Origin of the sequence: Saccharomonospora marina XMU15 (assembly GCF_000244955.1) — a bacterium.
In the GTDB taxonomy this organism is placed as follows: Bacteria; Actinomycetota; Actinomycetes; order Mycobacteriales; family Pseudonocardiaceae; genus Saccharomonospora_A; species Saccharomonospora_A marina.
Map to the genome: position 1 here is coordinate 5234663 of NZ_CM001439.1, position 21140 is coordinate 5255802.

At 69.0% G+C, this 21140-nt stretch carries 21 protein-coding genes; 7 read left to right on the forward strand and 14 right to left on the reverse strand.

The annotated features are described in order from the left end of the window. Window positions 1-26: 26 nt before the first annotated feature. A complete protein-coding gene (locus tag SACMADRAFT_RS24765; protein WP_009156603.1) occupies window positions 27-752 on the reverse strand; it encodes a class I SAM-dependent methyltransferase in 726 nt (241 codons plus the stop codon). Between the two features lie 35 nt (window positions 753-787). On the opposite strand from SACMADRAFT_RS24765, the gene SACMADRAFT_RS24770 reads away from it, so the two are divergent. Then, window positions 788-2617, forward strand: a complete 1830-nt coding sequence (locus SACMADRAFT_RS24770) for a S9 family peptidase (protein ID WP_009156604.1) — start codon at window positions 788-790, stop codon at window positions 2615-2617. Window positions 2618-2685: 68 nt separating this feature from the next. Here SACMADRAFT_RS24770 and dps read toward each other — a convergent pair whose 3' ends face one another. From dps to SACMADRAFT_RS24785, 3 genes are all read right to left on the reverse strand, one after another. Continuing rightward, a complete protein-coding gene (gene dps / locus SACMADRAFT_RS24775; protein ID WP_009156605.1) occupies window positions 2686-3162 on the reverse strand; it encodes a DNA starvation/stationary phase protection protein Dps in 477 nt (158 codons plus the stop codon). Between the two features lie 112 nt (window positions 3163-3274). Continuing rightward, complete coding sequence (locus SACMADRAFT_RS24780) at window positions 3275-4180, reverse strand: IS5 family transposase (protein WP_009152724.1); 906 nt, start codon at window positions 4178-4180, stop codon at window positions 3275-3277. Between the two features lie 129 nt (window positions 4181-4309). Beyond that, a complete protein-coding gene (locus SACMADRAFT_RS24785; protein WP_083840987.1) occupies window positions 4310-4885 on the reverse strand; it encodes an NADPH-dependent FMN reductase in 576 nt (191 codons plus the stop codon). A gap of 131 nt (window positions 4886-5016) precedes the next feature. Between SACMADRAFT_RS24785 and SACMADRAFT_RS24790 the strand changes: the two genes are divergently transcribed. Beyond that, window positions 5017-6072, forward strand: a complete 1056-nt coding sequence (locus tag SACMADRAFT_RS24790) for an alpha/beta hydrolase (protein ID WP_009156607.1) — start codon at window positions 5017-5019, stop codon at window positions 6070-6072. Window positions 6073-6173: 101 nt separating this feature from the next. Beyond that, window positions 6174-7379, forward strand: coding sequence for an MFS transporter (locus tag SACMADRAFT_RS24795; protein WP_009156608.1), 1206 nt, complete (start codon window positions 6174-6176; stop codon window positions 7377-7379). A 9-nt stretch (window positions 7380-7388) separates the two neighbouring features. On the opposite strand, the gene SACMADRAFT_RS24800 is transcribed toward SACMADRAFT_RS24795, so the two are convergent. From SACMADRAFT_RS24800 to SACMADRAFT_RS24810, 3 genes are read right to left on the reverse strand one after another with little or no spacing between them, the layout of a single operon-like run. Then, a complete protein-coding gene (locus tag SACMADRAFT_RS24800) occupies window positions 7389-7769 on the reverse strand; it encodes a hypothetical protein (RefSeq protein ID WP_009156609.1) in 381 nt (126 codons plus the stop codon). Window positions 7770-7828: 59 nt separating this feature from the next. Further along, on the reverse strand, window positions 7829-8902 hold the full coding sequence (locus tag SACMADRAFT_RS24805) for an aspartate-semialdehyde dehydrogenase (protein WP_009156610.1): 1074 nt from the start codon (window positions 8900-8902) through the stop codon (window positions 7829-7831). Further along, window positions 8902-10164, reverse strand: coding sequence for an aspartate kinase (locus SACMADRAFT_RS24810; protein ID WP_009156611.1), 1263 nt, complete (start codon window positions 10162-10164; stop codon window positions 8902-8904). The genes SACMADRAFT_RS24805 and SACMADRAFT_RS24810 overlap by 1 nt, the downstream gene beginning before the upstream one ends. A 170-nt stretch (window positions 10165-10334) precedes the next feature. Between SACMADRAFT_RS24810 and SACMADRAFT_RS24815 the strand changes: the two genes are divergently transcribed. After that, window positions 10335-10931, forward strand: coding sequence for a nitroreductase family protein (locus SACMADRAFT_RS24815; protein ID WP_009156612.1), 597 nt, complete (start codon window positions 10335-10337; stop codon window positions 10929-10931). Window positions 10932-10948: 17 nt separating this feature from the next. Here SACMADRAFT_RS24815 and SACMADRAFT_RS24820 read toward each other — a convergent pair whose 3' ends face one another. Further along, a complete protein-coding gene (locus tag SACMADRAFT_RS24820) occupies window positions 10949-11383 on the reverse strand; it encodes a hypothetical protein (RefSeq protein ID WP_040925882.1) in 435 nt (144 codons plus the stop codon). Between the two features lie 278 nt (window positions 11384-11661). Here SACMADRAFT_RS24820 and leuA point away from each other — a divergent pair, with 278 nt between their 5' ends. From leuA to SACMADRAFT_RS24835, 3 genes are read left to right on the forward strand one after another with little or no spacing between them, the layout of a single operon-like run. After that, the gene (leuA, locus tag SACMADRAFT_RS24825) at window positions 11662-13446 is read left to right on the forward strand and encodes a 2-isopropylmalate synthase (RefSeq protein ID WP_009156614.1); all 1785 of its coding nucleotides are present in this window, start codon (window positions 11662-11664) and stop codon (window positions 13444-13446) included. A 54-nt stretch (window positions 13447-13500) separates the two neighbouring features. Further along, on the forward strand, window positions 13501-14055 hold the full coding sequence (locus tag SACMADRAFT_RS24830; protein ID WP_009156615.1) for a DedA family protein: 555 nt from the start codon (window positions 13501-13503) through the stop codon (window positions 14053-14055). A gap of 10 nt (window positions 14056-14065) precedes the next feature. Next, the gene (locus SACMADRAFT_RS24835) at window positions 14066-15037 is read left to right on the forward strand and encodes a helix-turn-helix transcriptional regulator (protein ID WP_009156616.1); all 972 of its coding nucleotides are present in this window, start codon (window positions 14066-14068) and stop codon (window positions 15035-15037) included. Between the two features lie 112 nt (window positions 15038-15149). On the opposite strand, the gene tsaA is transcribed toward SACMADRAFT_RS24835, so the two are convergent. The 6 genes from tsaA to SACMADRAFT_RS24865 all read right to left on the reverse strand — a co-directional run bounded on the left by tsaA (window position 15150) and on the right by SACMADRAFT_RS24865 (window position 21100). Continuing rightward, entirely contained in the window at window positions 15150-15557 is a 408-nt protein-coding gene (tsaA, locus tag SACMADRAFT_RS24840) for a tRNA (N6-threonylcarbamoyladenosine(37)-N6)-methyltransferase TrmO (protein WP_009156617.1), read from the reverse strand. Between the two features lie 27 nt (window positions 15558-15584). Beyond that, on the reverse strand, window positions 15585-16502 hold the full coding sequence (locus SACMADRAFT_RS24845) for an SDR family oxidoreductase (protein WP_009156618.1): 918 nt from the start codon (window positions 16500-16502) through the stop codon (window positions 15585-15587). A gap of 43 nt (window positions 16503-16545) precedes the next feature. Further along, entirely contained in the window at window positions 16546-17454 is a 909-nt protein-coding gene (locus SACMADRAFT_RS24850; protein ID WP_009156619.1) for a LysR family transcriptional regulator, read from the reverse strand. A gap of 134 nt (window positions 17455-17588) precedes the next feature. Next, window positions 17589-18605, reverse strand: coding sequence for a hypothetical protein (locus tag SACMADRAFT_RS24855; protein WP_009156620.1), 1017 nt, complete (start codon window positions 18603-18605; stop codon window positions 17589-17591). A gap of 142 nt (window positions 18606-18747) precedes the next feature. Continuing rightward, complete coding sequence (locus SACMADRAFT_RS24860) at window positions 18748-19800, reverse strand: LLM class flavin-dependent oxidoreductase (protein ID WP_009156621.1); 1053 nt, start codon at window positions 19798-19800, stop codon at window positions 18748-18750. Between the two features lie 28 nt (window positions 19801-19828). Continuing rightward, the gene (locus SACMADRAFT_RS24865) at window positions 19829-21100 is read right to left on the reverse strand and encodes a cation:proton antiporter domain-containing protein (protein ID WP_009156622.1); all 1272 of its coding nucleotides are present in this window, start codon (window positions 21098-21100) and stop codon (window positions 19829-19831) included. Window positions 21101-21140: the final 40 nt, after the last annotated feature.

Consider the following 21140-nt stretch of genomic DNA (forward strand, 5'->3'; position numbering starts at 1 on the left):
CCCTTTCGTCAACCAGAGGTTGACGTTCAGCGGGTCGCGAGCGTCTCCACCCAACACTGGCTGAAGTCGCCCGCACCGTCCCTGACCCACATCCAGGCCGACCTCGCGGCACTGGCCAACTGCTGGTCCGGTACCCCGTCCGGGCGGTGTATCGCCGCCGCGAGACCGGCCTCCACCTCCCGCGCCAGTGCCAGGTAACCGATGTCGGCGTGGTAGCGAGCGCGCGAACGCACATCTCGAAAGCCCGCGCGCTGAACCCGGTCCGCCACTCGCCTGCCCGCGAACGGGTCGACACCCAGGCGTCGCTGCAGCAGGTTCCAGCCACGCAGAGCCGCGTCCACGTTGGCCGTCCTCGGTCGCAGCCTGGCCTTGCTCCAGTCCATCGTGGACAAAGCCAGCGTGCCGCCGGGGCGGAGCACCCGGAAGAATTCGGCCAGCACGGCCATGGGAGCCACGGACCTTTCCAGCAGCCCGTGCGAGAACACCACATCGGCGACACCGGAGCACAGTGGCAGGCTTTCCGCACGCGAGACGACGAACTCCACTGTGGACACCGAGGCCCGCGCGGCCCGCCTTCGCGCATCGGTCACGTCGGCCGGGTCCGCGGCAAGGCCTAGTACCCGGATCGGGTGGGCGGCGGTGCCAAGACTCAGCGTGCTCGCCACCTGCCCCCCGCGGAAACTCCCCACATCCAGCACCCGCATCCCGGGCTCCAACAGGGGCAGGACGAAACCCGCGTAACCCTCCAGCACGCCCCATACAGTACGGACCTGGCAGGATCGCGGGTGTGAGCACACAACATCCGGCAGCCAAGGTGCCCGACCAGCTCCTCGCGGAACCAGCGGCGGAGGCTCGATGGCGTGCGCGCTTCGCGGCCGCGCGGGTGTCGGTCCCCGACTGGGCACTCGACGCACCGCAGGCCAGCATCTACGTGTCGAACGCCAGCGGCGTGTGGGAGGTGTACGCGTGGGACCGCGCCGCCGACACCCACCGGCAGGTGACCGACCGGCCCAACGGCACGATGCACGCCACGACGTCACCGGACGGGCAGTGGATCTGGTGGTTCGACGACACCGACGGTGACGAGTTCGGTTCGTGGGTGCGGGAGCCGTTCGCGGGCGGGACAACGGCGGCCAAGGCCGTCGCCGACGTGCCCGACGGCTACCCAGCCGGGCTGGAGATCGGACACTCTGTGCTCGCGGTCGGGGTGTCCGGCGACGAGGGCAGCGCGCTCTACGCTCACCGCGACGGCCGCACCCAACGCTTCTACGCCAGCGAGCACGACGCCGACGTCGCGGCGCTCTCCCGCGACGAGCGGCTACTGGCTATCTCGCACTCCGAGCACGGCGACTCCCGGCACCCGGCGCTGCGCGTGATTTCGACCAACGACTTCTCAGGCGTCGCCGAGAAGTGGGACGGGAAGGGAAAGGGCCTCGCCGCGCTGGCGTTCTCGCCCCGGCACGGCGATGCGAGGCTGCTCGTCCAGCACGAGCGCAGGGGTAAGGAAGAGCTGCTGGTCTGGGACGTGGAGTCCGACACGGAGACCGAACTCGACATCGATCTTCCCGGCGAGATCGCGGGTGACTGGTACCCCGATGCCGAGGCGCTGTTGATCGTGCACTTCCATCAGGGCCGCAGCTCGCTGTACCGCTACGACCTCGCCACCGCCGAACTGGCTTCGCTGGACACTCCGCCGGGCAGGATCGGTGGCGCGGGCGTGCGGCCGGACGGCTCCGTGGAGTACGCCTGGTCCAACGCCGCACAGCCGCCGGTGGTCCGGGTCCGGCAGCCGGAAGGCACCGACAGGGTGCTGCTCGAACCACCGGGTGAGCGCCCTCCCGGCTCGCTGCCCGTTGGTGACGCCTTCGTCGAAGGGCCCGGCGGACGGGTACACGCGCTGGTGTCGAGACCGCAGGTCGACGAGGAACGACTGCCCACGGTGTTCCTGCTGCACGGCGGACCGCACGCCGCCGACGAGGACCGCTTCTCCGCCTACCGAGCGGTCTGGCTCGACGCGGGCTTCGCGGTGGTGGAGGTCAACTACCGTGGCTCCACCGGCTACGGCAGCCAGTGGCGGGACGCTATCGAGGGCAGGCCAGGGCTGACCGAGTTGGAAGACGTCGCCGCCGTGCACGACTGGGCGGTGAGCAGCGGGTTGGCCGACCCGGCGCGGTGCGTGGTCAGCGGTGCGTCGTGGGGTGGCTATCTCACCTTGCTCGCCCTCGGTACCCAACCGCAGCGGTGGGCGGCGGGAGTCGCGGGCGTTCCGGTCGCCGACTACGTCGCGGCGTACGAGGACGAGATGGAGCAACTGCGCGCCTTCGACCGCGCGCTGTTCGGCGGGTCACCACAGGAACTGGCGTCGCTGTACGAGGAGTGCTCGCCGATCACCTACGTCGAGGCGGTGCGAGCGCCGGTGCTGGTGCTCGCGGGCGACAACGATCCGCGCTGCCCGATCCGGCAGATCGAGAACTACCTGGACCGGCTCGCGGCACGGCAGGTCCCCTACGAGTTCTACCGCTACGACGCAGGGCACGGCTCGCTCGTCATCGCCGAGACCGTCAAGCAGGTCGCCATCGAGGTGCACTTCGCGATGCGGGCGCTGGGCATGTCCTGAACGAATCCTGAACGAACAACCGCCCCCGGGCCGCAGTTGTGACCCGGGGGCGGTGAGGGCGCAAGCTGTCAGGCCAGCTGCGCCTGCCACATCCAGTGCTGCTTCTCCAGTTCCGTGGCGATCTCGATCAGCATGTCCTGGGTGACGAGGTCGCTCTTGTCCGTCTCGTCGATGCTTGCGCGAACCCGCTTGATGACCCGCGCCAGCATCTCGACAACCGCCTCGATGGTCTTCTCGGTGCTCTGCCAACCTTCCGGGTATTCGGGAAGGTCGGAGCGCTCCACCACTGTCCTGGCCTTGCCGTTGGGCGAGACGCCGATCGCGTTGGTGCGTTCGGCCACGTCGTCGGTGAAGGTGCGCGCTGCCGTGACGAGTTCGTCGAGTTGCAGATGCACGCTGCGGAAGTTCCTGCCGACGACGTTCCAGTGTGCCTGCTTTGCCGCGAGCGTCAGATCGATGAGATCGACGAGAGTCGACTGCAGGACGTTGGCCGTCAGCTCCTTGTCGCTGTCCTTGAGCGGGCTGGTGATTGGCGAGTTGGCCATCGATGTAGTCCTCTCTGCGCTCGGGAGCGGGAGCATCTTTCGCGGGCGAAAGCGCCCACGCAACGCTTTTGGGTTACCCGGTCGCGCAGCAGGCAAAACGCTAGAGCCTGTTTCATAAGCGAGGTAGCCACTCGTTGATTGCGGCGATGTGGATGGTGGCTTCGTAGCGGACGGCGAGCTTGTCGTATCGGGTGGCGAGGGCTCGGTGACGTTTGAGGCGGTTGATTCCGCATTCGACCGCGTGTCGCTGTTTGTAGGTGTGCGGGTCGAAGGCTGGTGGTCGACCGCCGTTGCGTCCACGCCTGCGGCGATGCCGGATCTGATCGGCAGGCTGGGGGATGGTGCATGCGATCCCACGTCTGCGCAGGTGGGCCCGGTTGGCGCGGGAACTGTAGGCCTTATCCGCCAGCACCCGATCTGGTCGGGTCCGGGCTCGTCCACCACCGGTTCGGGCGACCTGGATGCCAGCCAGCACCGCCTCGAACTGCGGACTGTCCCCACGCTGCCCCGCCGTCACCAGCAGCGACAGCGGTCTGTGCCCCTGTTCGGTCGTCAGATGCAGCTTGGTGGTCCATCCACCTCGAGACCGGCCCAACGCGTGGTCAGCGGGTTCGGGCGCGCCCACCCCACCCGGCGGTTCCTTTTGCACCTCGCTCTCGGCCCGCGCGCCCGCCGCATGCTGATGCGCTCGGTTGATCGTGGAATCCACGCTCACGTCCCACGTGATCACACCGGCTGCGTCGGCCCTGCTCTGCAATGCCGCCAGGATCACCGCCCACACACCAGCGCGCTGCCAGCGCCGGAACAACCCATAGACACTCTGCCAGGACCCATACACCGGTGGGACATCGCGCCAGGGAGAGCCCACACGTACTCGCCACCGAATCCCGTCGATGAGTTGACGCTTGGTCCACTTCGGTGGGCGACCCGGCTTCTGACCGACCGGCAGCAACGGTTCCAGTACTGCCCACTGCGCGTCGGTCAAGTCGGCTCGCCCCGCCGCCGCTACGCTGGCCACGAGGTCTCCGGTGTTCTCGATCTTCTTGGTCGTTGATCGATCTACCGGAGACCTCGCCTATTTGGCCAACGAAACGCCGCAAACCCTCCGCAGCAAAAGACCTCCCAGCTCAGCGCATTGAAACAGGCCCTAGCCGCTCGCGCGGCCGAACCCGAACTCGGCGACCTGTCGGCCGATCAGTCGCAGGTTCGCCACGATCTTCTCCTCGGAGGCACCACCGGCCTCGTCGAACTTCACCTCGGCGGTGTTGACCGCCCCACCGAGCGGGGTCGGCCAGCCGCGCAGCGCGTGCGCGATCGTGCGCAGCTGGTTCAGCGTGGTGACCGCGGCCTGCCAACCGTGGGCGACGGCGATCAGGCCGACACCGCGTCCGTGCAGGTAGGGCCGGTCGTCGTCGCGCAGGTCCTCGACATAGTCCAGCGCGTTCTTGACCAGTCCGGACAGCGCACCGTGATAACCGGGGGAGACGACGATCAGCCCGTCGGCCTCCCTGACGGCCTGCACGAACTCGGTCGCCCGCGGCGCACGATCCTCGACGGTCGACTCGTAGAACGGGAGGGCGAGGCCGTCCCCGGTGACCGCGGCCGTCCTTGCCCCTGCCTCCGCCGCGCCTTCGAGGGCGATCCGCAACGCTCGCTCCGACTGCGAGTCGGCTCGCAGTGAGCCGCCGACACCGAGCACCTTGATCGCACGTGTGGAAGTCACGTACCCGAGGCTAGACGCTTGAGTTAGGTAGAGGGCCACGACTTGTGGCGAGTTGTGGCGACGGCCTCCGACCTGGCAGCCACTCCTACTGATGAGTAGCCTCTAGGGGTCACCGGCGATGAGGAGGGCACATGGCGATACCGCCGCAGATCCGGATCCAGGCAGGCGCGGCCCAGCTGCTCTATGCGCTACCCCACCCCTTGCGCCGCCTGATAGCGGGCAGGCCGGTGCGCGTCGACGGCCAGGAGCTGGCGCTGGACGCCCAGCTGCTGCTGCGCCTGCAACAGCTGTCCGGTGCCACCCTTGTCACCGACAACTCGGTGCGGAAGTCACGTGCGGCTCTGGACGCCTCCCGACACCTGGTGGGCGGCAAACCGATCCAGCCGGTAGCCACCAGCGAGGTCACCATCCCCACCGAACACGGTGATCTGCCCGCGACCCTCTACACGCCGGAAGGGCTGCGCAGTGGTTCCGGGCTGCTGGTGTTCTTCCACGGCGGAGGCTGGGTCATCGGCAACCGTGCCAGCCACGACAACACCGTCCGCTTCCTGGCCAAACACGCTGAGGTACGGGTGCTCTCCGTGGAGTACCGGCTGGCGCCGGAGCACCCGTTCCCCGCCGCGCAGGAGGATGCCCTCGCGGCGTTCGACTTCGCGCACGCCAAGGCCGCCGAGTTGGGCGCGGACCCCGACCGCATCGCCGTGGGCGGTGACAGCGCGGGCGGCAATCTCGCCGCCGTCACCGCGCAGGTCACCACCCGCAGGGGCGGGCCGGCACCGGCGTTTCAGTTGCTGTTCTATCCCGGCGTGGACGCCTCGAAGCGGCGCCGCTCCCGCGAGTTGTTCGCCGACCGCTTCTTCCTCACCGACGAGCACATGACGTGGTTCCTCGACCACTACGCCCCGCCCGGCGTCGATCGAACCGACCCGAAGCTGTCGCCGTTGCTCGCCGACGATCTCAGCGGGCTGCCGCCCGCCTACATCGCGACCGCCGGCTTCGATCCGCTACGCGACGAGGGCGAGGAATACGCGGCCAGGCTGAAGGAAGCAGGGGTACCCGTGGCGCTCAGCAGGCAGTCCGACCTGATCCACGGCTACGTCAACTTCCTCGGCGTCGGAACCAGGTTCACCGAAGCGACCGCGGAAGCGGCGGGTGCGCTTCGCATGGGGCTCAGCGGCGCGCGGTAGCACACCTCCGCTGGCCGGTGTGGCTCACACAGCCGCGCCGGTGCCCGCGGCCTCGGAAATGAAGTTGCACGGCCGTACCAAGCTGCGGTTGGGTCGAGGTCGTGCCGCTACAGCGCTACGTCCGTCTGCTGCGCATCAAGGGCGTCCCATCCTCGATGCTCCTGCTGTTCCTCATCCGGCTGCCGATGACCGCGACCGGAATCACGCTGACGCTGCACGTCGTGAGCGAGCTCGGCCGCGGCTACGGTGCGGCGGGCCTGGTGGGCACGGCCACGACGGCAGGCGCCGCGCTCGGCGCCCCGATGGTCGGCCGGCTCATCGACCGGCACGGGCTGCGGCCGGTCGTGGCGGTGTGCGGCACCGTCTCGTGCGGCTACTGGCTCTGTACCCCCTACCTGCCGTACGAGATGTTGCTTGCCGCCGCGCTCGTCGCGGGCGCGCTGGTGGTGCCAGCGAGTTCGATCAGCAGGCAGGTGCTCACCGCCCTCGTGCCCGAAGGGCAGCGCCGCACGGCCTACTCGCTGGACATGGTCCTGCTGGAGACCTCCTTCATGGTTGGCCCTGCGGCCTGGATCGCGCTGACCACACAGCTTTCCTCGACGGTCGCGCTCACCAGCCTCGGCGTGGCTTTCGGGTTGCTCTCGCTCCTGTTGTACGTGCAGGACCCACCGATCAGGTCGACAGCAGAAACCGTCCTACCGCGACAGCCGAGGCCACCGGCGCGGTCCTGGCTGTCCGGACCACTCGTCGCGACCCTGCTGGTGGCCGCGGGCGCGCTGTTCGTACTCGTCGGCACCGAACTGGCGGCGCTCGCCACGTTGCGGGCCTCCGGCGAGGTCGGTTGGACCGGTGCACTCATCACGGTGATGTGCGTGGCCTCGCTCGCCGGCGGCCTGGTTCACGGCGCGGTGCCGCGTTCACTGCCACAGCTGCCGCTCATGGTGCTGCTCGCCGTGCTCGTGATACCCGTGGGTCTGGTGGCACAACCGTGGTGGCTGCTCGCGCTCGCACTGGTGCCGATGAACTTCGCCTGCGCGCCGACACTGGCCGCGACGACGGAGGAAGTGAGCAGGCTCGTGCCCGCCGGAGTGCGCGGCGAAGCAATGGGACTGCAGGATGCCGCCGCCAAGACGGGGTTGGCGCTGGGCAGCCCCTTCGTCGGCTTCGTCATCGACAACACGGGGCCAGGTTGGGGGTTCGCCGCGGCCGGGCTCGGCGGTTTGGGTTTCGCCGTCGTGGGTTTGCTGCTGCGCGGCCGCCAGCGGCGGACGCGCGCGACCGAAGCCGCGCGCGTCAGCCAAGCGTGAAGGCAGCCGTCACAGGCAGGCCTGCCGCAACTGTTCCAGGTTCCGCAGGTTGCGACTCAGCCAGTCGTCGAACGCCTGGAGGTTGTCCAGTTGCTGCTGTCCGAGTTCCTGGTAGCCGTCCGCCATCCGTGACAGCGTTTCCCTCACCGACTGGTCCGCAACCTGGTTACCGAGTTCTCGCAACCGATTGGCCTTCTCCTCCGCACCGGCCTGGACCTGCTCCGGATCGACATTGGGGTTGAGGTTGACCAGTCCCAGTGCCTCCGTGCACACCTGTGCCTTGCTGGAGGCGTTGTCGACCTGGTTGACGGCCTCGTTCACCTCCGAGCATCCGGTCACCGAGACGATCGCCACCAGCCCTAGCGCGGCAACCGCGCTTCGTTTCCACATAGCGCCAGAAGGTACCCGCCGGTCGGGTGCCCGTCCCACCCCGCTCGCCTTGGCTCGCCTCACAGGTCGGCCGCGACCCGCTCCGCCACCTCGTAGGTGTTCAGCGCGGCACCCTTGCGCAGGTTGTCACCGCAGACGAAGAAGTCGAGCGTGTTCGGAAAGTCCAGCGCCTGCCGCACCCTTCCGACATAGGTGGGGTCGGCTCCCACGACCTCGGCAGGAGAGGGGAACCGCCCGCTCTCGGGGTCGTCGACCAGGACGATCGAGGGCTGTGCCTCGAACACCTTGTGCGCGGCCTCCACGGTGACCTCGCGGGAGAAGGTCGCATGCACGGCAAGCGAGTGCGTGGTGACCACGGGAACCCGCACGCACGTCGCCGAGACCTTCAACTCGGAGATGCCGAGGATCTTGCGCGACTCGTTGCGAACCTTGAGTTCCTCGGAGAACCAGCCGTCGCCCTTGTAGGAACCCGCGGCAGGCACCACGTTCATCGCCAGCGGTGTGCCCGCGAACGGCGAATCCGCCAGCGGCAACCCCGCGGTCTCCAACGCCTGCCGCACGTCGCCCGCCTTGTTGCCCAGCCCCTTGCCGGAAACCGCCTCCAACTCGGCGTAGAGCCGGTCGATCCCTTCCTGACCTGCACCGGACGCGGCCTGGTACGAGGCGACGACGAGTTCGGTCAGACCGAACTCCCGGTGCAGCGCGCCCAACGCCGCCATCATCGACAGCGTCGTGCAGTTGGGGTTGGCGATGATGCCCTTCGGCCGCTGGCTCACCTTGTCGGCGTTGACCTCCGGCACGACGAGCGGCACCTCGTCGTCCATGCGGAACGCGCCGGAGTTGTCGACAGCCACCGCGCCCCGCTCGGCGGCCACCGGCGCCCACCGCGCCGAGACCTCGTCCGGCACGTCGAACATCGCCACGTCCACACCGTCGAAGGCCTGCGGCGTGAGTTCGACGACCGTGTGCTCGTCACCGCGCACCATGATCTTCTTGCCCGCGGAGCGCGCGGAGGCGATCAGCCGGATCTCGCCCCAGGGCACGCTTTCGCGACCGTTGATGATGTCGATCATGACCGTGCCGACCGCGCCGGTAGCGCCGACGAGGGCCAGGGTCGGTGACTTCGTACTCATCAGCGTCCACTCCCCGCGTAGACGACGGCCTCTTCATCGCCGCCGAGTTCGAATGCCTCATGGATCGCACGCACCGCGTCGTCCAACTGCGCGTCCCTGATCAACACCGAGATCCGGATCTCGGAGGTGTTGATGATCTCGATGTTCACGCCTGCCTTGGCCAGCGCCTCGCAGAACGACGCCGTGACGCCCGGGTGGGAACGCATCCCGGCTCCCACGAGCGACACCTTGCCCACGTGGTCGTCGTAGAGCACGGCGGAGAAGTCCAGCTCGGTCTTGATCTTCTCCAGCTCGCTGACCGCCTTGGGTCCGTTGGCCTTCGACAGCGTGAAGGTGATGTCGGTTCGCCCCGCGGTGTTGGAGATGTTCTGCAACACCATGTCGATGTCGATCTCCGCGTCGGCCACGGTGCGGAAGATGCGAGCCGCCGCGCCCGCGTGGTCGGGCACCCCGGTGACGGTGATCTTGGCCTCCGAACGGTCGTGGGCCACACCGGTGATCAACGCTTGTTCCACGGGGATCTCCTCAATCGAACCGGTCACGGTCGTGCCCGGCTTGTCACTGTAGGAAGAGCGAACGCTGATGGGCACGCCGTAGCGGCGGGCGTACTCCACCGAACGCAGGTGCAGGATCTTCGACCCGCTGGCCGCCAGCTCCAGCATCTCCTCGTAGGGCACGGTGTCCAGCTTGCGCGCGTTGGGAACGATGCGCGGGTCAGCGGTGTACACACCGTCCACATCGGAGTAGATCTCGCATACGTCCGCGTTGAGTGCCGCGGCCAGCGCCACCGCGGTGGTGTCCGAGCCGCCCCTGCCCAGCGTCGTGATGTCCTTGGTGTCCTGCGACACGCCCTGGAAGCCCGCCACGAGTGCGACGTAGCCCTGTTCGAGCGCGTCGGTGACGCGGCTGGGCGTCACGTCGATGATGCGGGCGTTGCCGTGCACCGCGGTGGTCACAACGCCCGCCTGCGAGCCGGTGAACGACCACGCCTCGGCACCCTGCGCCGAGATCGCCATGGCCACGAGCGCGTTGGAGATGCGCTCACCCGCCGTGAGCAGCATGTCCATCTCGCGCTCCGGCGGCACCGGGTTCACCTGCTCCGCCAGATCCAGCAACTCGTCGGTGGTGTCGCCCATCGCCGAGCAGACGACGACAACCTGGTTGCCCGCCTTCTTCGTGGCCACGATGCGTTCGGCCACGCGTTTGATCCGGTCAGCGCTCTCCAGCGACGAACCGCCGTACTTCTGGACCACGAGCGCCACTAGCCCGAACCTCCTCGCCTGTGCGGGCACACCGTCCGGGCCCGGCCTCGGTCGGGTTTCCCGCTCGCGTACCTTCGCGAATCAGGGTACCGGGGGGCTGTTTCGGCTACACCTCGCTTTGTGGCGCCGACCACTCCTTCGGCTGTCGGCTGCTGGCATACTCGGGCCCGATGAGCGACAAGGAAGCCGACACCAGCGTTCCCGTCCACGACATCATCGCGCGCAGGTGGAGCCCGCGGGCGCTGGACGAATCGGCGCAGGTGACCGACGAGCAACTGCGTGCGTTGCTCGAGGCGGCGCGATGGGCGCCTTCGTTCGGAAACACCCAGCCGGCCAGATACGTGGTCGGAAGGCGCGGTGACGAGGCCTTCGACCGCATCCTTGCCACGCTGAGCGAGCGCAATCGCTCGTGGGCCCACCGGGCCGGCGCGTTGCTGATCGCCTGCGCCGTCACCCACAACGAGAAGGGTGACGTGCCCTACGCCGAGTACGGCGTGGGACTGGCTTCGCAGAACCTGGTGCTGCAGGCGGTGGCCGAAGGCCTCGTCACACACCAGATGGCGGGGTTCGACAAGGGCGCGGCCACCCGCGCGTTCTCACTTCCCGACGATGTCCGGCCACTGGTGGCCATCGCCGTCGGAGTGGCGGCCGACCCGGAGGTGCTCGGCGACGAGCGCGACATCAGCAGGGAGACCGGCCCGCGCAAGCGGCTGCCACTCGCGGAGTTCGCGTTCACCGCCGAGTGGGGCACCCCGGCCTTCGACTGAAAAGCGCTGCCTCGGCTTCAGTCGGTGCCGCCCACCCTGCGGATGATCCGCGCCACGATCGCGGTCACCACCAGCCAGAACAGCGCCGCGATGCCGTAGTTGACGAGCACTGCGAGCTTGGGGTCTTCGGGGGTGAACAGATCCCTGAATCCCATCGCGAGCGTGTCGGTGGCGTCCGCGACGAAGGAAACGATGCTGTTGGCCTGGTTCGCTTCACCGATCACGAACACCACGTGCAGTACGAGCACCACCGCGAAGGCCAGGCCCACCCAGCGCACGATGCCCGCCAGGGTCGCGACCACCCGGTCCGCGACCGCGCGCCAGTCGGTCTTCGACCTGCCTTCGGCCTTCCCAGGCTCGTCCGCCGCCGGGGGCTGATAGGTGGCAGGCGTGGGAGGCATAGCCCGCGTGACATCCTCGCCCCGCTCATCGCGCTCCGAATGCTGGCCCATGCCAGCAGTTTCGCACGTCGTGAGCCCTTGACGCTACGCACGAGTAGCAAGTGGGTGGCCACGCACGGGTCATGCTTTGCCTCATACCGGCTTTCCAACGGCGGCGAGGCGTGGCTAAGCTGGCGACCGTGGCACGCGCTCTCCTGCTTCGCTGCCGCGACGGGGCCTGATCAGACCGGCTCCCCGTCGCGGGGTCCCGCGGTGTTCACAAAGCGCCACGCCGGTCGATGACCGAGCCAGAAATCGCGACCGATCAGTGAGCAGGAGCAACCGAGAGCATGAGCACGTCCGAGTCCGGCGCAACGCCCACCAGCCGCATCCGCAAGCCAACTCGTCCCGCACCCGCCGACCAGCCGCACTGGAACCCGCAGCGGGGCAGCTCGATGCCGTACCACCGCTACCAGCCGTGGTACCGGCTCGTCGAGGACATCGACCTGCCCGACCGCACCTGGCCGGACAAGCGCATCCACCGCGCACCGCTGTGGTGCGCGGTGGATCTGCGTGACGGCAACCAGGCACTGATCGACCCGATGTCGCCCGCGCGCAAGCGCAAGTTCTTCGAGCTGCTCGTACGGATGGGCTACAAGGAGATCGAGGTCGGGTTCCCCGCGGCGAGCCAGACCGACTTCGACTTCGTTCGCGAGATCATCGAGGACAACGCGATCCCCGAGGACGTGCGCATCCAGGTGCTGACGCAGTGCCGCCCCGAGCTCATCGAGCGCACCTTCGCGTCGCTGGAAGGGGCGCCCCAGGCCATCGTGCACGTCTACAACTCCACGTCGGTCCTGCAGCGGCGCGTGGTGTTCCGGGAGGAGCGCGAAGGCATCAAGAAGATCGCCACGCAGGCCGCCGACCTGGTACTGGAGTACGCGGACAAGTACTCCGACACCGACTTCCGGTTCCAGTACTCGCCGGAGTCCTACACCGGGACGGAACTGTCCTACGCCGCCGAGGTGTGCAACGCGGTCACCGAGATCTGGCAGCCCACCCAGCAGCGGCCGGTGATCCTCAACCTGCCTGCCACGGTCGAGATGGCCACACCGAACGTCTACGCCGACTCGATCGAGTGGATGAACCGGAACCTGGAGCGCCGCGACGGCGTGATCCTGTCGCTGCACCCGCACAACGACCGCGGCACCGGCATCGCCGCGGCCGAACTGGGCTACCAGGCGGGAGCCGACCGCATCGAGGGCTGCCTGTTCGGCAACGGCGAGCGCACCGGCAACGTCGATCTGGTGGCGCTGGGCATGAACCTGTTCAGCCAGGGAATCGACCCGCAGATCGACTTCTCCGACCTCGACGAGATCAAGCGCACGGTCGAGTACTGCAACCAGCTGCCGGTGCACGAGCGCAGCCCCTGGGCGGGCGACCTGGTGTTCACCGCTTTCTCCGGCAGCCACCAGGACGCCATCAACAAGGGCTTCGACGCGCTACGCGCGGCCGCGGCCAAGGCAGGCGTGCCGGTGGAGGAGTTTCCGTGGGAGGTGCCGTACCTGCCGATCGACCCCAAGGATGTCGGCCGCACCTACGAGGCCGTGATCAGGGTGAACTCGCAGTCGGGCAAGGGCGGTATCGCCTACATCATGAAGACCGAGCACCAGCTCGACCTGCCCCGCAGGTTGCAGATCGAGTTCTCGCAGACCATTCAGCGCCACACCGACACCCAGGGCGGCGAGGTCGACCCCGACACGATGTGGGACGCCTTCGCGGCCGAGTACCTGCGACCGCGCAACCCGCTGGAGCTCCTGCGCCAGCACGTCAAGGCCAACGGCGACTACGAGCTCACCGCCGTGGTGCGGCTGGAAGGCGAGGAACACGAGATCGTCGGCCGTGGCAACGGCCCGATCGCCGCGTTCTTCGACGCGCTGTCCACTCTCGGCTTCGACCTGCGCCTGCTCGACTACAGCGAACACACCCTCACACCGGGCGACGACGCGAAGGCGGCGTCCTACATCGAGTGCGCCATCGACGACAAGGTGTACTGGGGTGTGGGGATCGATCCCTCGATCGTCACCGCGTCGCTGCGTGCAGTCGTTTCCGCGGTCAACCGCGCGAACCGCTAGTGCGTCGCCTCACACTCTGAGGGGTTCTCAGCTTCCCCGACGTTGAGTGTGGGTGTGGACGCCTCGACGGTCTCGCTGCTGTTGCTGTTCGGTGTCGCGGCGGTGCCCTTCGTACCGACCGAGGTAGCACTCATCGGTATGGGGGTCGCCGCCGCCGAGCGGGACGCCTCGCTGGCGCCTGCGATCGTCGTCGCGGTCGCCGGTTGCCTGCTGTGCGACTACGTGCTGTACGAGGTGGGCAGGCGAGGCGGCGCAACGGCGCTGGCCAGGATGAGCGGGCGCCCCCGTGTGGGGACGGGCGTGCGCTGGATCGAGCAGCATGCCGGACGCAGGCCGATGGCGGTGCTGGTGGTGGCTCGCTGGCTGCCCGCGGGCGGCACGGTCGGTTCGCTGCTGGCGGGTTCGCTGCGGTGGCCGCGCTCGGTGTTCCTTCCGGCCTCCGCCACCGGGGTCACGCTGTGGTGCACCTACACCGCGACACTGGGCTACCTCGGCGGTCGGCTCTTCGCCGAACCACTGGTGAGCTTCGCGGCCTCCGGCCTCGTCGCGCTGCTGCTCACCGTCGCGGTGAGCACCGTTGCCCAACCCCGGAGCCCGGGGTCGGCATAGTCTCTTCGGTATGCGCTCGGAACGACTGGTGGCGCTGCTGTTCACGTTGCAGCGCAGGCGCAGCGCGACGATCGCCCAACTCGCGGACGAACTCGGCGTCTCGGAGCGCACCATGCACCGTGACATCGCCGCGTTGCAGGCGGCCGGTGTACCGGTCTGGACCGAGCCGGGCAGGCACGGCGGGGTCCGGCTCGTCGAGGGCTGGCGCAGCAGACTCGATGGACTCACCTCCCGCGAGGCCGTCGCCATCTTCGCCATGGGGGTACCGAGGGCGCTGGCCGCGCTCGGCCTCGGCACGGCCGTGTCGTCGGCACACGCGAAGCTGTCGGCGACGCTGCCCGCATCACTGCGCGAACAGGCCCAGCACCTGGCGCAGCGGTTCCATCTCGACGCGCCCGGCTGGTTCCGGCGGGAGGACGACGCCGAGCACCTGGCCGCTGTCGCTCGCGCCGTGTGGGCGCAGACCAGGACCCTGGTCGCCTACCGCACGGGGGAGCGCACCGTCGAACGCGTGCTCGACCCGCTCGGGCTCGTGCTGAAGGCGGGTGTGTGGTACCTGGTGGCGCGCGCGGACGGTGAATCGGTACGGACCTACCGCGTCGCGCGGATCATCGCGACACAGCCGCTTGCGGAACGGTTCCAGCGGCCGACGGACTTCGACCTCGCGAGTTGGTGGGAGCGCTCCTCGGCCACGTTCGAGCGGTCGCTGCAGCGGGCACGGGTAAGCGTGCGGTTGAGTCCGGCCGGGGTGCGGGCGCTGCCCAACGTGCTCGACGCGGACGTCGCCGTGACAGCGCTCGAACAGGCGGGACCACCCGCCGAGGACGGCTGGACCGACGTCGAACTGCCGCTGGAGGACGACGCGTGGATCGCGGCGGGTCAACTGCTGGCGCTCGGCTGCGAGGTGGAGATCAGTCACCCCGAGGCCGTACGGGCCGCCTTCGCCGAGCACGGCAAGCGAATGGCGGCCCGCAACAGCTGACGCGGGCGCGCCCGCGAGTCCCCCGCTCCCGCCCGCGAGTCCCCCGCTCCTGCCCGCGAGTCCCCCGCTCCTGTCCGCGAGTTCCCCGTTCCCGCCGGTTCCGTAATGCGGCTCACCAACCGCCAGGCAGGACCGGCTTCACGTCCAGCACGGGGGTACCGTCGACCGCCTCCATGCCGCGAACCAGGACCCGCGACCCGTCGATCGCGGCCACCGAGACCCGGTGCAACCCGATCGGGTTCGGCCGGTCCGGCGAGCGCGTACTGAACACCCCGGTCTCCGGGTTGCGCGGATCGCCTCGTGGGTGCACCACGAGAACGTCACGCCGCGCGCGATGCAACCAGGTCAGCACGAACAACTCGGCCCCGATCTCCAGGTCGCGAGCGCCTTCGGCCACGCGTTCCTCGAACACCAGCCACGCGCTCGGAGCCCCCTCCAACCCCTGCTTGGGCGCGTGCTCGGGATCGAGCAGGCTGGACTCCACGTGCCCGACCGGCACAGCCTGGAAGCTCTCGCTCATGCCCGTCCCCTCACTCGCGTTGCGGCCCTACCGGTAGCCGGTGGGGTCGGCGGGCTTGCCTGCCCGCTCCACCTCCATCATGTAACGCCACCCGTCGGGTCTGCTCCCATCCACGTCGTCGATGTCGTAGAGCTTGGCGAGCGTGCCGCTGTCCAGCGTTCGCCCGGAGAACCGTGACTTCTCCGGGTCGGCGGCGAGCGCCGCCACGCCCCGGCCGATGAACGTGGGCGACTCGGAGATGCAGAAGTGCGGTTGGTTCGCGATCGCGTCGCGCCAGTTCTGCTCGGTCACCCCGAAGATTTCCAGCATGGCCTCCGAGCGCAGCCAGCCAGGCGTCAGCGCGATCGCCGTGCATCCGTGTTCGGCCGTCTCGGCGGCCTCCGCGATGGCAAGCTTGTGGGCGGCTGCCTTGGCGACATAGAACGCCAGCGTGGTGCCCTCGCGATACTCGGCGTTGTACTCGGCGGTGCCGTCGGTCAGCTCGATCACGAGCCCACCCGGCTCGCGCACCACGAGCGGCAACAGGAAGTGGCTGGTGATGATGTGGGCGTCGATGCCGAGCCGAATCATGCGCAGGCTGTCGGCCAGCGGGTGTTGCCACACCGGCTTGCCCCACTCGAGGTAGTTGTCACCACCCCACACACCGTCGACGAGCACGTCGAGCTTGCCCTGCTCGGCCTCCACCCGTCGCGCCAGCCCGCTGACCTGATCAGGATCGAGGTGGTCGACCCTGATGGCGACGCCCTTGCCGCCCGCCTGCTCGATGAGCTCCACCGTCTGTTCGATGGTCTCCGGCCTGCCTACTTCGGACCGGTGTGACCCCGACGTGCGTCCGGTGACGTAAACCGTCGCGCCCGCTCGACCGAGTTCCACCGCGATGGCCCTGCTCGCACCGCGGGTGCCTCCCGCGACCAGCGCTACCTTGCCTGCCAGTTCCGTACCCATGATTCAACCGTCGCGGAAAACCCTGACAACCGCGGGCAGCGTTTCACTGATTCGGGTTGTGGGCGGCCGAAACGGCCTCGGCACGCAACGCCTGCAGGACGGCGGCGACTGCGGGCCGCGTCACCGCACCCGGCCGCGAAACGGCCTCGACCTGACGAGCGGCCCTGATACCGGCGAGCGGCCTGCGCAGCACCCGCCTGGTGTCCACCGTGTACCGGGGCAGCAACGCGATCCCGTGCCCGGCAGCGACAAGCGCCTCGGTGACGCGGAAGTCGTTGATGCGGTGCACCACGCTCGGCCGCACCCCGGTGCGCACGGCCAGCGAGTGCAGCACGTCGTCGACCGGGAACCCCACGTCCACGCTGATCCACTGCTCACCGGCCAGTTCGGAGGGTTCCACCTGATCACGCTGACCGAGCCGGTGTCGCGGGGGAAGCGCGACGTCGAGCGGCTCCCGAAGCAGGTGCACCACCTCGAGTCGCTCGGAGTCGAAAGGCGCGGCGTGCTCGTCGCGATGGGTGACCACGACGTCGAAGTCGGCCACCAACGAGGGCACGTCTGCGGGTGTCATGTCGACGTCGCGGACGTCGACCTCAAGACCTTCGTGCTCGGCGAACCTGGTCAGCAGGCCCGGCAGCAACAGCAGCGCGGCAGAGGGAAACACCGCGAGCCGGACCCTGCCCCTCGGCGCGCTGCGGTAGCTGTCCAGCTCTGCCTCGGCTCGGTCGAGCGCGGCGAGCACCTCGTCGGCCCTGGCCACAAGCGCCCGCCCGGCGTCGGTGAGTCGCAACCCCCTTCCAGCCGGTTCGGTCAGCGCCAGTCCCACCTCGGCCTGTAGTGCCCGCAACTGCTGCGAAACCGCCGACGGTGTGCAGTGCAGTGCCGCCGCCGCGGCGGTCACGCTGCCCCGGTCGGCGAACTCCCGCAAGGTTCTGAGCCTGCCGATGTCCACTGAACAGTCATACCCGCGAGTCCCCCGCTCCCGCCCGCGAGTCCCCCGCTCCCGTCCGCGAGTTCGGCACTCCCGTCCGCGAGTTCGGCACTCCCGCACGCGTCGAGGCTGCGTCCGGGCAGCGCTGGCACGAGCTAGGTCGCCGGGGCCAACGCCCCAGCCACGAGCAGGAGCAACACCAGCGCCACCACAACCGTGAAGGCGAACACGTAGTGTCGTGGCTTCACCCGTTCCGGCACGCGACGCAGCGTGAACACCAGCGCCACCATCAGAGCCAACGCGATCGGCAGCAGCGCCCGCCACGCGCGGTCGAAGCTGTCCAACGGCAGGAACGGCTCCGCGCCGTAGAGCGACAGGATCAGTGCGGGCAATCCGAGCCCCGCCGCGGCAAGCCCGGCGAGCAGGTTGAACCGCTGCTGCGCCTCGCTTTCCTGCGCCACCGCGAACGTGGACATGCTGCCGAGCAGGGCCTGCAGCCTGGCCGCCTCCTCGATCAGCTCGGCTTCCATCGCCTCGCAGTGCCGCACGGCGTTTCGATGCGTCCGCGCCCACGGAGCGTCGCCCGCTCCTGGTGCCTGCGCCGAGCGGTTGAGCTGGTAGGTCGGCAGGTCCCACAGGTAGATGTGCAAGCCTTCCCGCACGGCGTAGCGGGCGTGATCTCTGGCGCGGCCGATCGCCATGGACAGTTCGATGATCGCGGCAAGCAGCGGTCGCAGCGTTACCGCGCTGCGTTCGGCGAGCAGGTCGGCGATCTGGCGTTCCAACTCGTAGCGCAGTCCGCGCAACTCGGCCACGCTGTTACGGGAAGCCTCCGCGAAACCCTTCGCGACCGTGACGGCGACGGTCGCGGCGTCTCCGGCGATCTCGTGCGGGGGGTCGGCGAGAGCAGCCAGGAGTTGGCTGTCGTCCGCCGCGAGCGCTTCGTCCTCCCGGTGCCAGCCGCCCGGCTCCGCCAGCACCGCCTTCGCCCGCAGCGCGATCTCCACCGGGTGCTGCTCAGCAACGCGGACATCCAGCGTTCCGACGAGCAGCCTTCGTCCGCCGGGATCGCCGATGACGCGCAACAGCGGCACCTGCAGGAAAGCCTCTCCCTCACCCGGTGCGGGCGGGTGTTGCCAATCGCCGTCCGCGATCGACACCGTCGCTGACACGCCGTGACCTGGTTCTGCGGGTTCACCGGCGAGGACAGGAGTGCTTCCAGCGCGAAGATCCATGCGGGCAGCGTATGTGGATCTTGCTCGCATCGGGGCGGGAACGCGCGGATCGACCCCGGCCTGCCGAGGTCGTCTCGCCTCACTCGCGCAATCGTGGAAGCACCGACTCGCCGTAGGTCCGCAACGCGGCGACGGGGTTGTTGCCCGAAACGTTCATCAGCACGATCGCCGTCGGGCCGAACTGCCGAAGCGCCTTGATCTTTCGGACGTGGTCCTGCGGGTCGGCGGAGAACAGTCCCATCGTCTTGAAAGTCAGGTCCGACACCGCCTCGCGGCCGTTGGCCTGGATTCGGCCGGGCTCGTGGATGTCCTCGCTGTAGTTCTCCTTGACCAGGATCGGCTTCCACTCCCTGGCGCTTTCCAGCGCGGCGTCGTCGCTCTCGTCCCAGGCGAACATGCCCTGCAGCACGATCTCGCCCGGCTCGCGCCCTGCCCGTTCGCTGGAGCGCCGGTAGGAGGAGACCACTTCGGGAACCGAGCGCGGATCGGCCAGTGTCCACACACCGTCGGCCAGCCGTCCCGCGATCTCGGCGGCCTGCTCACCGAACGCCGACATGAAGACCGGTGGCGAGCGGTCGGGTACCGCGTAAAGCCGCGCGCCACGAGCATGGAACCAGCGCCCGTCGAAGTCGACGGTGCGCCCCTCCAGCAGCCGGGTCACGATGGTCAGCGCCTCCTCGGTCCTGGCCAGTTGCTCCTCCGGCGACGGCCAGTCGAGCCCGGCGGGCACCTCGTTCATCGCCTCGCCCGAGCCGACCGCCAGAAACGCGCGCCCCGGGTTCATCAGTTCGAGGGTCGCGATCTGCTGTGCCACCACCACCGGGTTGTAGCGGTGGGTCAGCGCCGTCACGGCGGGGCCGAGTGACACGCTGCTGGTGAGCTGCCCCGCCGCCCCGAGCCACACCCAAGGATTGGCGCAGTGAGCGGGCGCCGGGTGGCCCGGCTCCCACCACGGCGCCAGGTGGTCGCTGCAGCACACCACGTCGAAGCCTGCCCGCTCCGCCTCCACGGCCTGCTCCAGCAGTTCGTCGGGGCCGAAGCGCTCGTGGGCCAACGCGACACCGTAGACGAGTTGATCCGGTTGCCTGCGCCTGGCCCACAACACGTTCCGCACCGATTCCACGACGCTCATGTCCCTGGCCTACCCGGCAGCCGGGGCTTCAATCTCGTGCGGAACCGCCCGCTCCGCGACGGCGCGGCAACCCGCGAACGGGCACCTCGGGAACGGCTCCGCCGTGCTCGGGTCCGTGCGCCACAACGGACCGGGCATAACGCGCGCTGAGCGGTGCCGCACTGGCTCCGTGAGCGATGACACTCAGCACCACCGTCACCGCGATCACGGCGACGGCCTCGTCCACGCGTGGACCCAGTTCCTCCAGGGCCAGCAGGGCGAACACCAGCGAGGCCAGCCCGCGTGGCCCGAACCAGCCGATGAACAGCACCGTTCGCCCACGCAGTCCCGAACCGGCAAGGGAAAGCGAAACCGAAGCCATCCGGACCACGGTCAGGCTCAACACCGCGTACAGCACGGTGCTGACCTCGAAGCGACCGAGTACCAGCGGTATCGCGACACCGCCGAACGCCAGCCACACCAGCAGCGACGCCAGGCCGCTGACGTGCTCCAGGAAGCCGAGCTCGGCGGGACCTCGCTTGCCCGCCGCGGCCCCGAAGGCGAGCCCGGCGCAGAAGGCGGCCACGAAACCGTTTCCGTGCACGGTGAGGGCGGTCGCGTAGGACAGCAGCGCCAGCGCGAGTACCGCGATGCCCGCGAACTCCTCCGCCGCCCAGCCGCGGCTTCGAGCCCTGTTGAGCAGCCAGCCGCCACCGAACCCGGTGACGACCCCCACGCCCGCACCCACGGCAAGCTCGAGCACGGCCTGCAACGGCCCTGGTGCGGCCAGCCCTTCGGCCGTCGCCGTTCCCGCGAGAGCGACCATCACCACCGGCGTGATCACGCCGTCATTGAGCCCGCTCTCCACGGTGATGAGTCTGCGGACCCGCGCGGGCACCCTCCGGTTCGTCACCACGGGAACACCGAGTGCCGCGTCGGTCGGGGCGAGCGCGGCGGCCACCAGCAGCGCCAGCCAGCTGTCGAACTCGGGGAACAGCCACGCCGCCAACGCCCAGCCGATGAGCACGGTGAGCGGCAGGCTGATACCCAGCAGCCGGAGGTAACCACCGAGGTCGTGGCGCAGGTCGCGCAGCCGCACCCTGGCCGCGTCGGAGAACAGCACCCACACGAGCGTGACCTCGGCCAACGGCTTCAGCTGCTGCGGTGCCGACGGTGCCTGCGCGAGCCCGAGCCAGGCCGCGAGCACCCCGACCGCCATGAAAACGATGGGAGCGGTCAGGTCCGCGCGTTCCAACCGTGCCGAGACGATGCCCCAGACGAAGATCGTCCCGGTGATCAGCACGACAGTCAGCACGTCCACGGGCAAACCTTCTCACCGAGCACGCCGCACCGCCGGATAC

Bases quoted from the DNA above. Each gene is read 5' to 3' on its own strand.
- SACMADRAFT_RS24820 (WP_040925882.1), bottom strand. From the start codon at position 11,383: ATGGGCCAGCATTCGGAGCGCGATGAGCGGGGCGAGGATGTCACGCGG.
- SACMADRAFT_RS24835 (WP_009156616.1), top strand. From the start codon at position 14,066: ATGCGCTCGGAACGACTGGTGGCGCTGCTGTTCACGTTGCAGCGCAGG.
- SACMADRAFT_RS24860 (WP_009156621.1), bottom strand. From the start codon at position 19,800: ATGAGCGTCGTGGAATCGGTGCGGAACGTGTTGTGGGCCAGGCGCAGG.
- dps (WP_009156605.1), bottom strand. From the start codon at position 3,162: ATGGCCAACTCGCCAATCACCAGCCCGCTCAAGGACAGCGACAAGGAG.
- leuA (WP_009156614.1), top strand. From the start codon at position 11,662: ATGAGCACGTCCGAGTCCGGCGCAACGCCCACCAGCCGCATCCGCAAG.
- SACMADRAFT_RS24805 (WP_009156610.1), bottom strand. From the start codon at position 8,902: ATGAGTACGAAGTCACCGACCCTGGCCCTCGTCGGCGCTACCGGCGCG.
- SACMADRAFT_RS24790 (WP_009156607.1), top strand. From the start codon at position 5,017: ATGGCGATACCGCCGCAGATCCGGATCCAGGCAGGCGCGGCCCAGCTG.
- SACMADRAFT_RS24800 (WP_009156609.1), bottom strand. From the start codon at position 7,769: ATGTGGAAACGAAGCGCGGTTGCCGCGCTAGGGCTGGTGGCGATCGTC.
- tsaA (WP_009156617.1), bottom strand. From the start codon at position 15,557: ATGAGCGAGAGCTTCCAGGCTGTGCCGGTCGGGCACGTGGAGTCCAGC.
- SACMADRAFT_RS24845 (WP_009156618.1), bottom strand. From the start codon at position 16,502: ATGGGTACGGAACTGGCAGGCAAGGTAGCGCTGGTCGCGGGAGGCACC.
- SACMADRAFT_RS24815 (WP_009156612.1), top strand. From the start codon at position 10,335: ATGAGCGACAAGGAAGCCGACACCAGCGTTCCCGTCCACGACATCATC.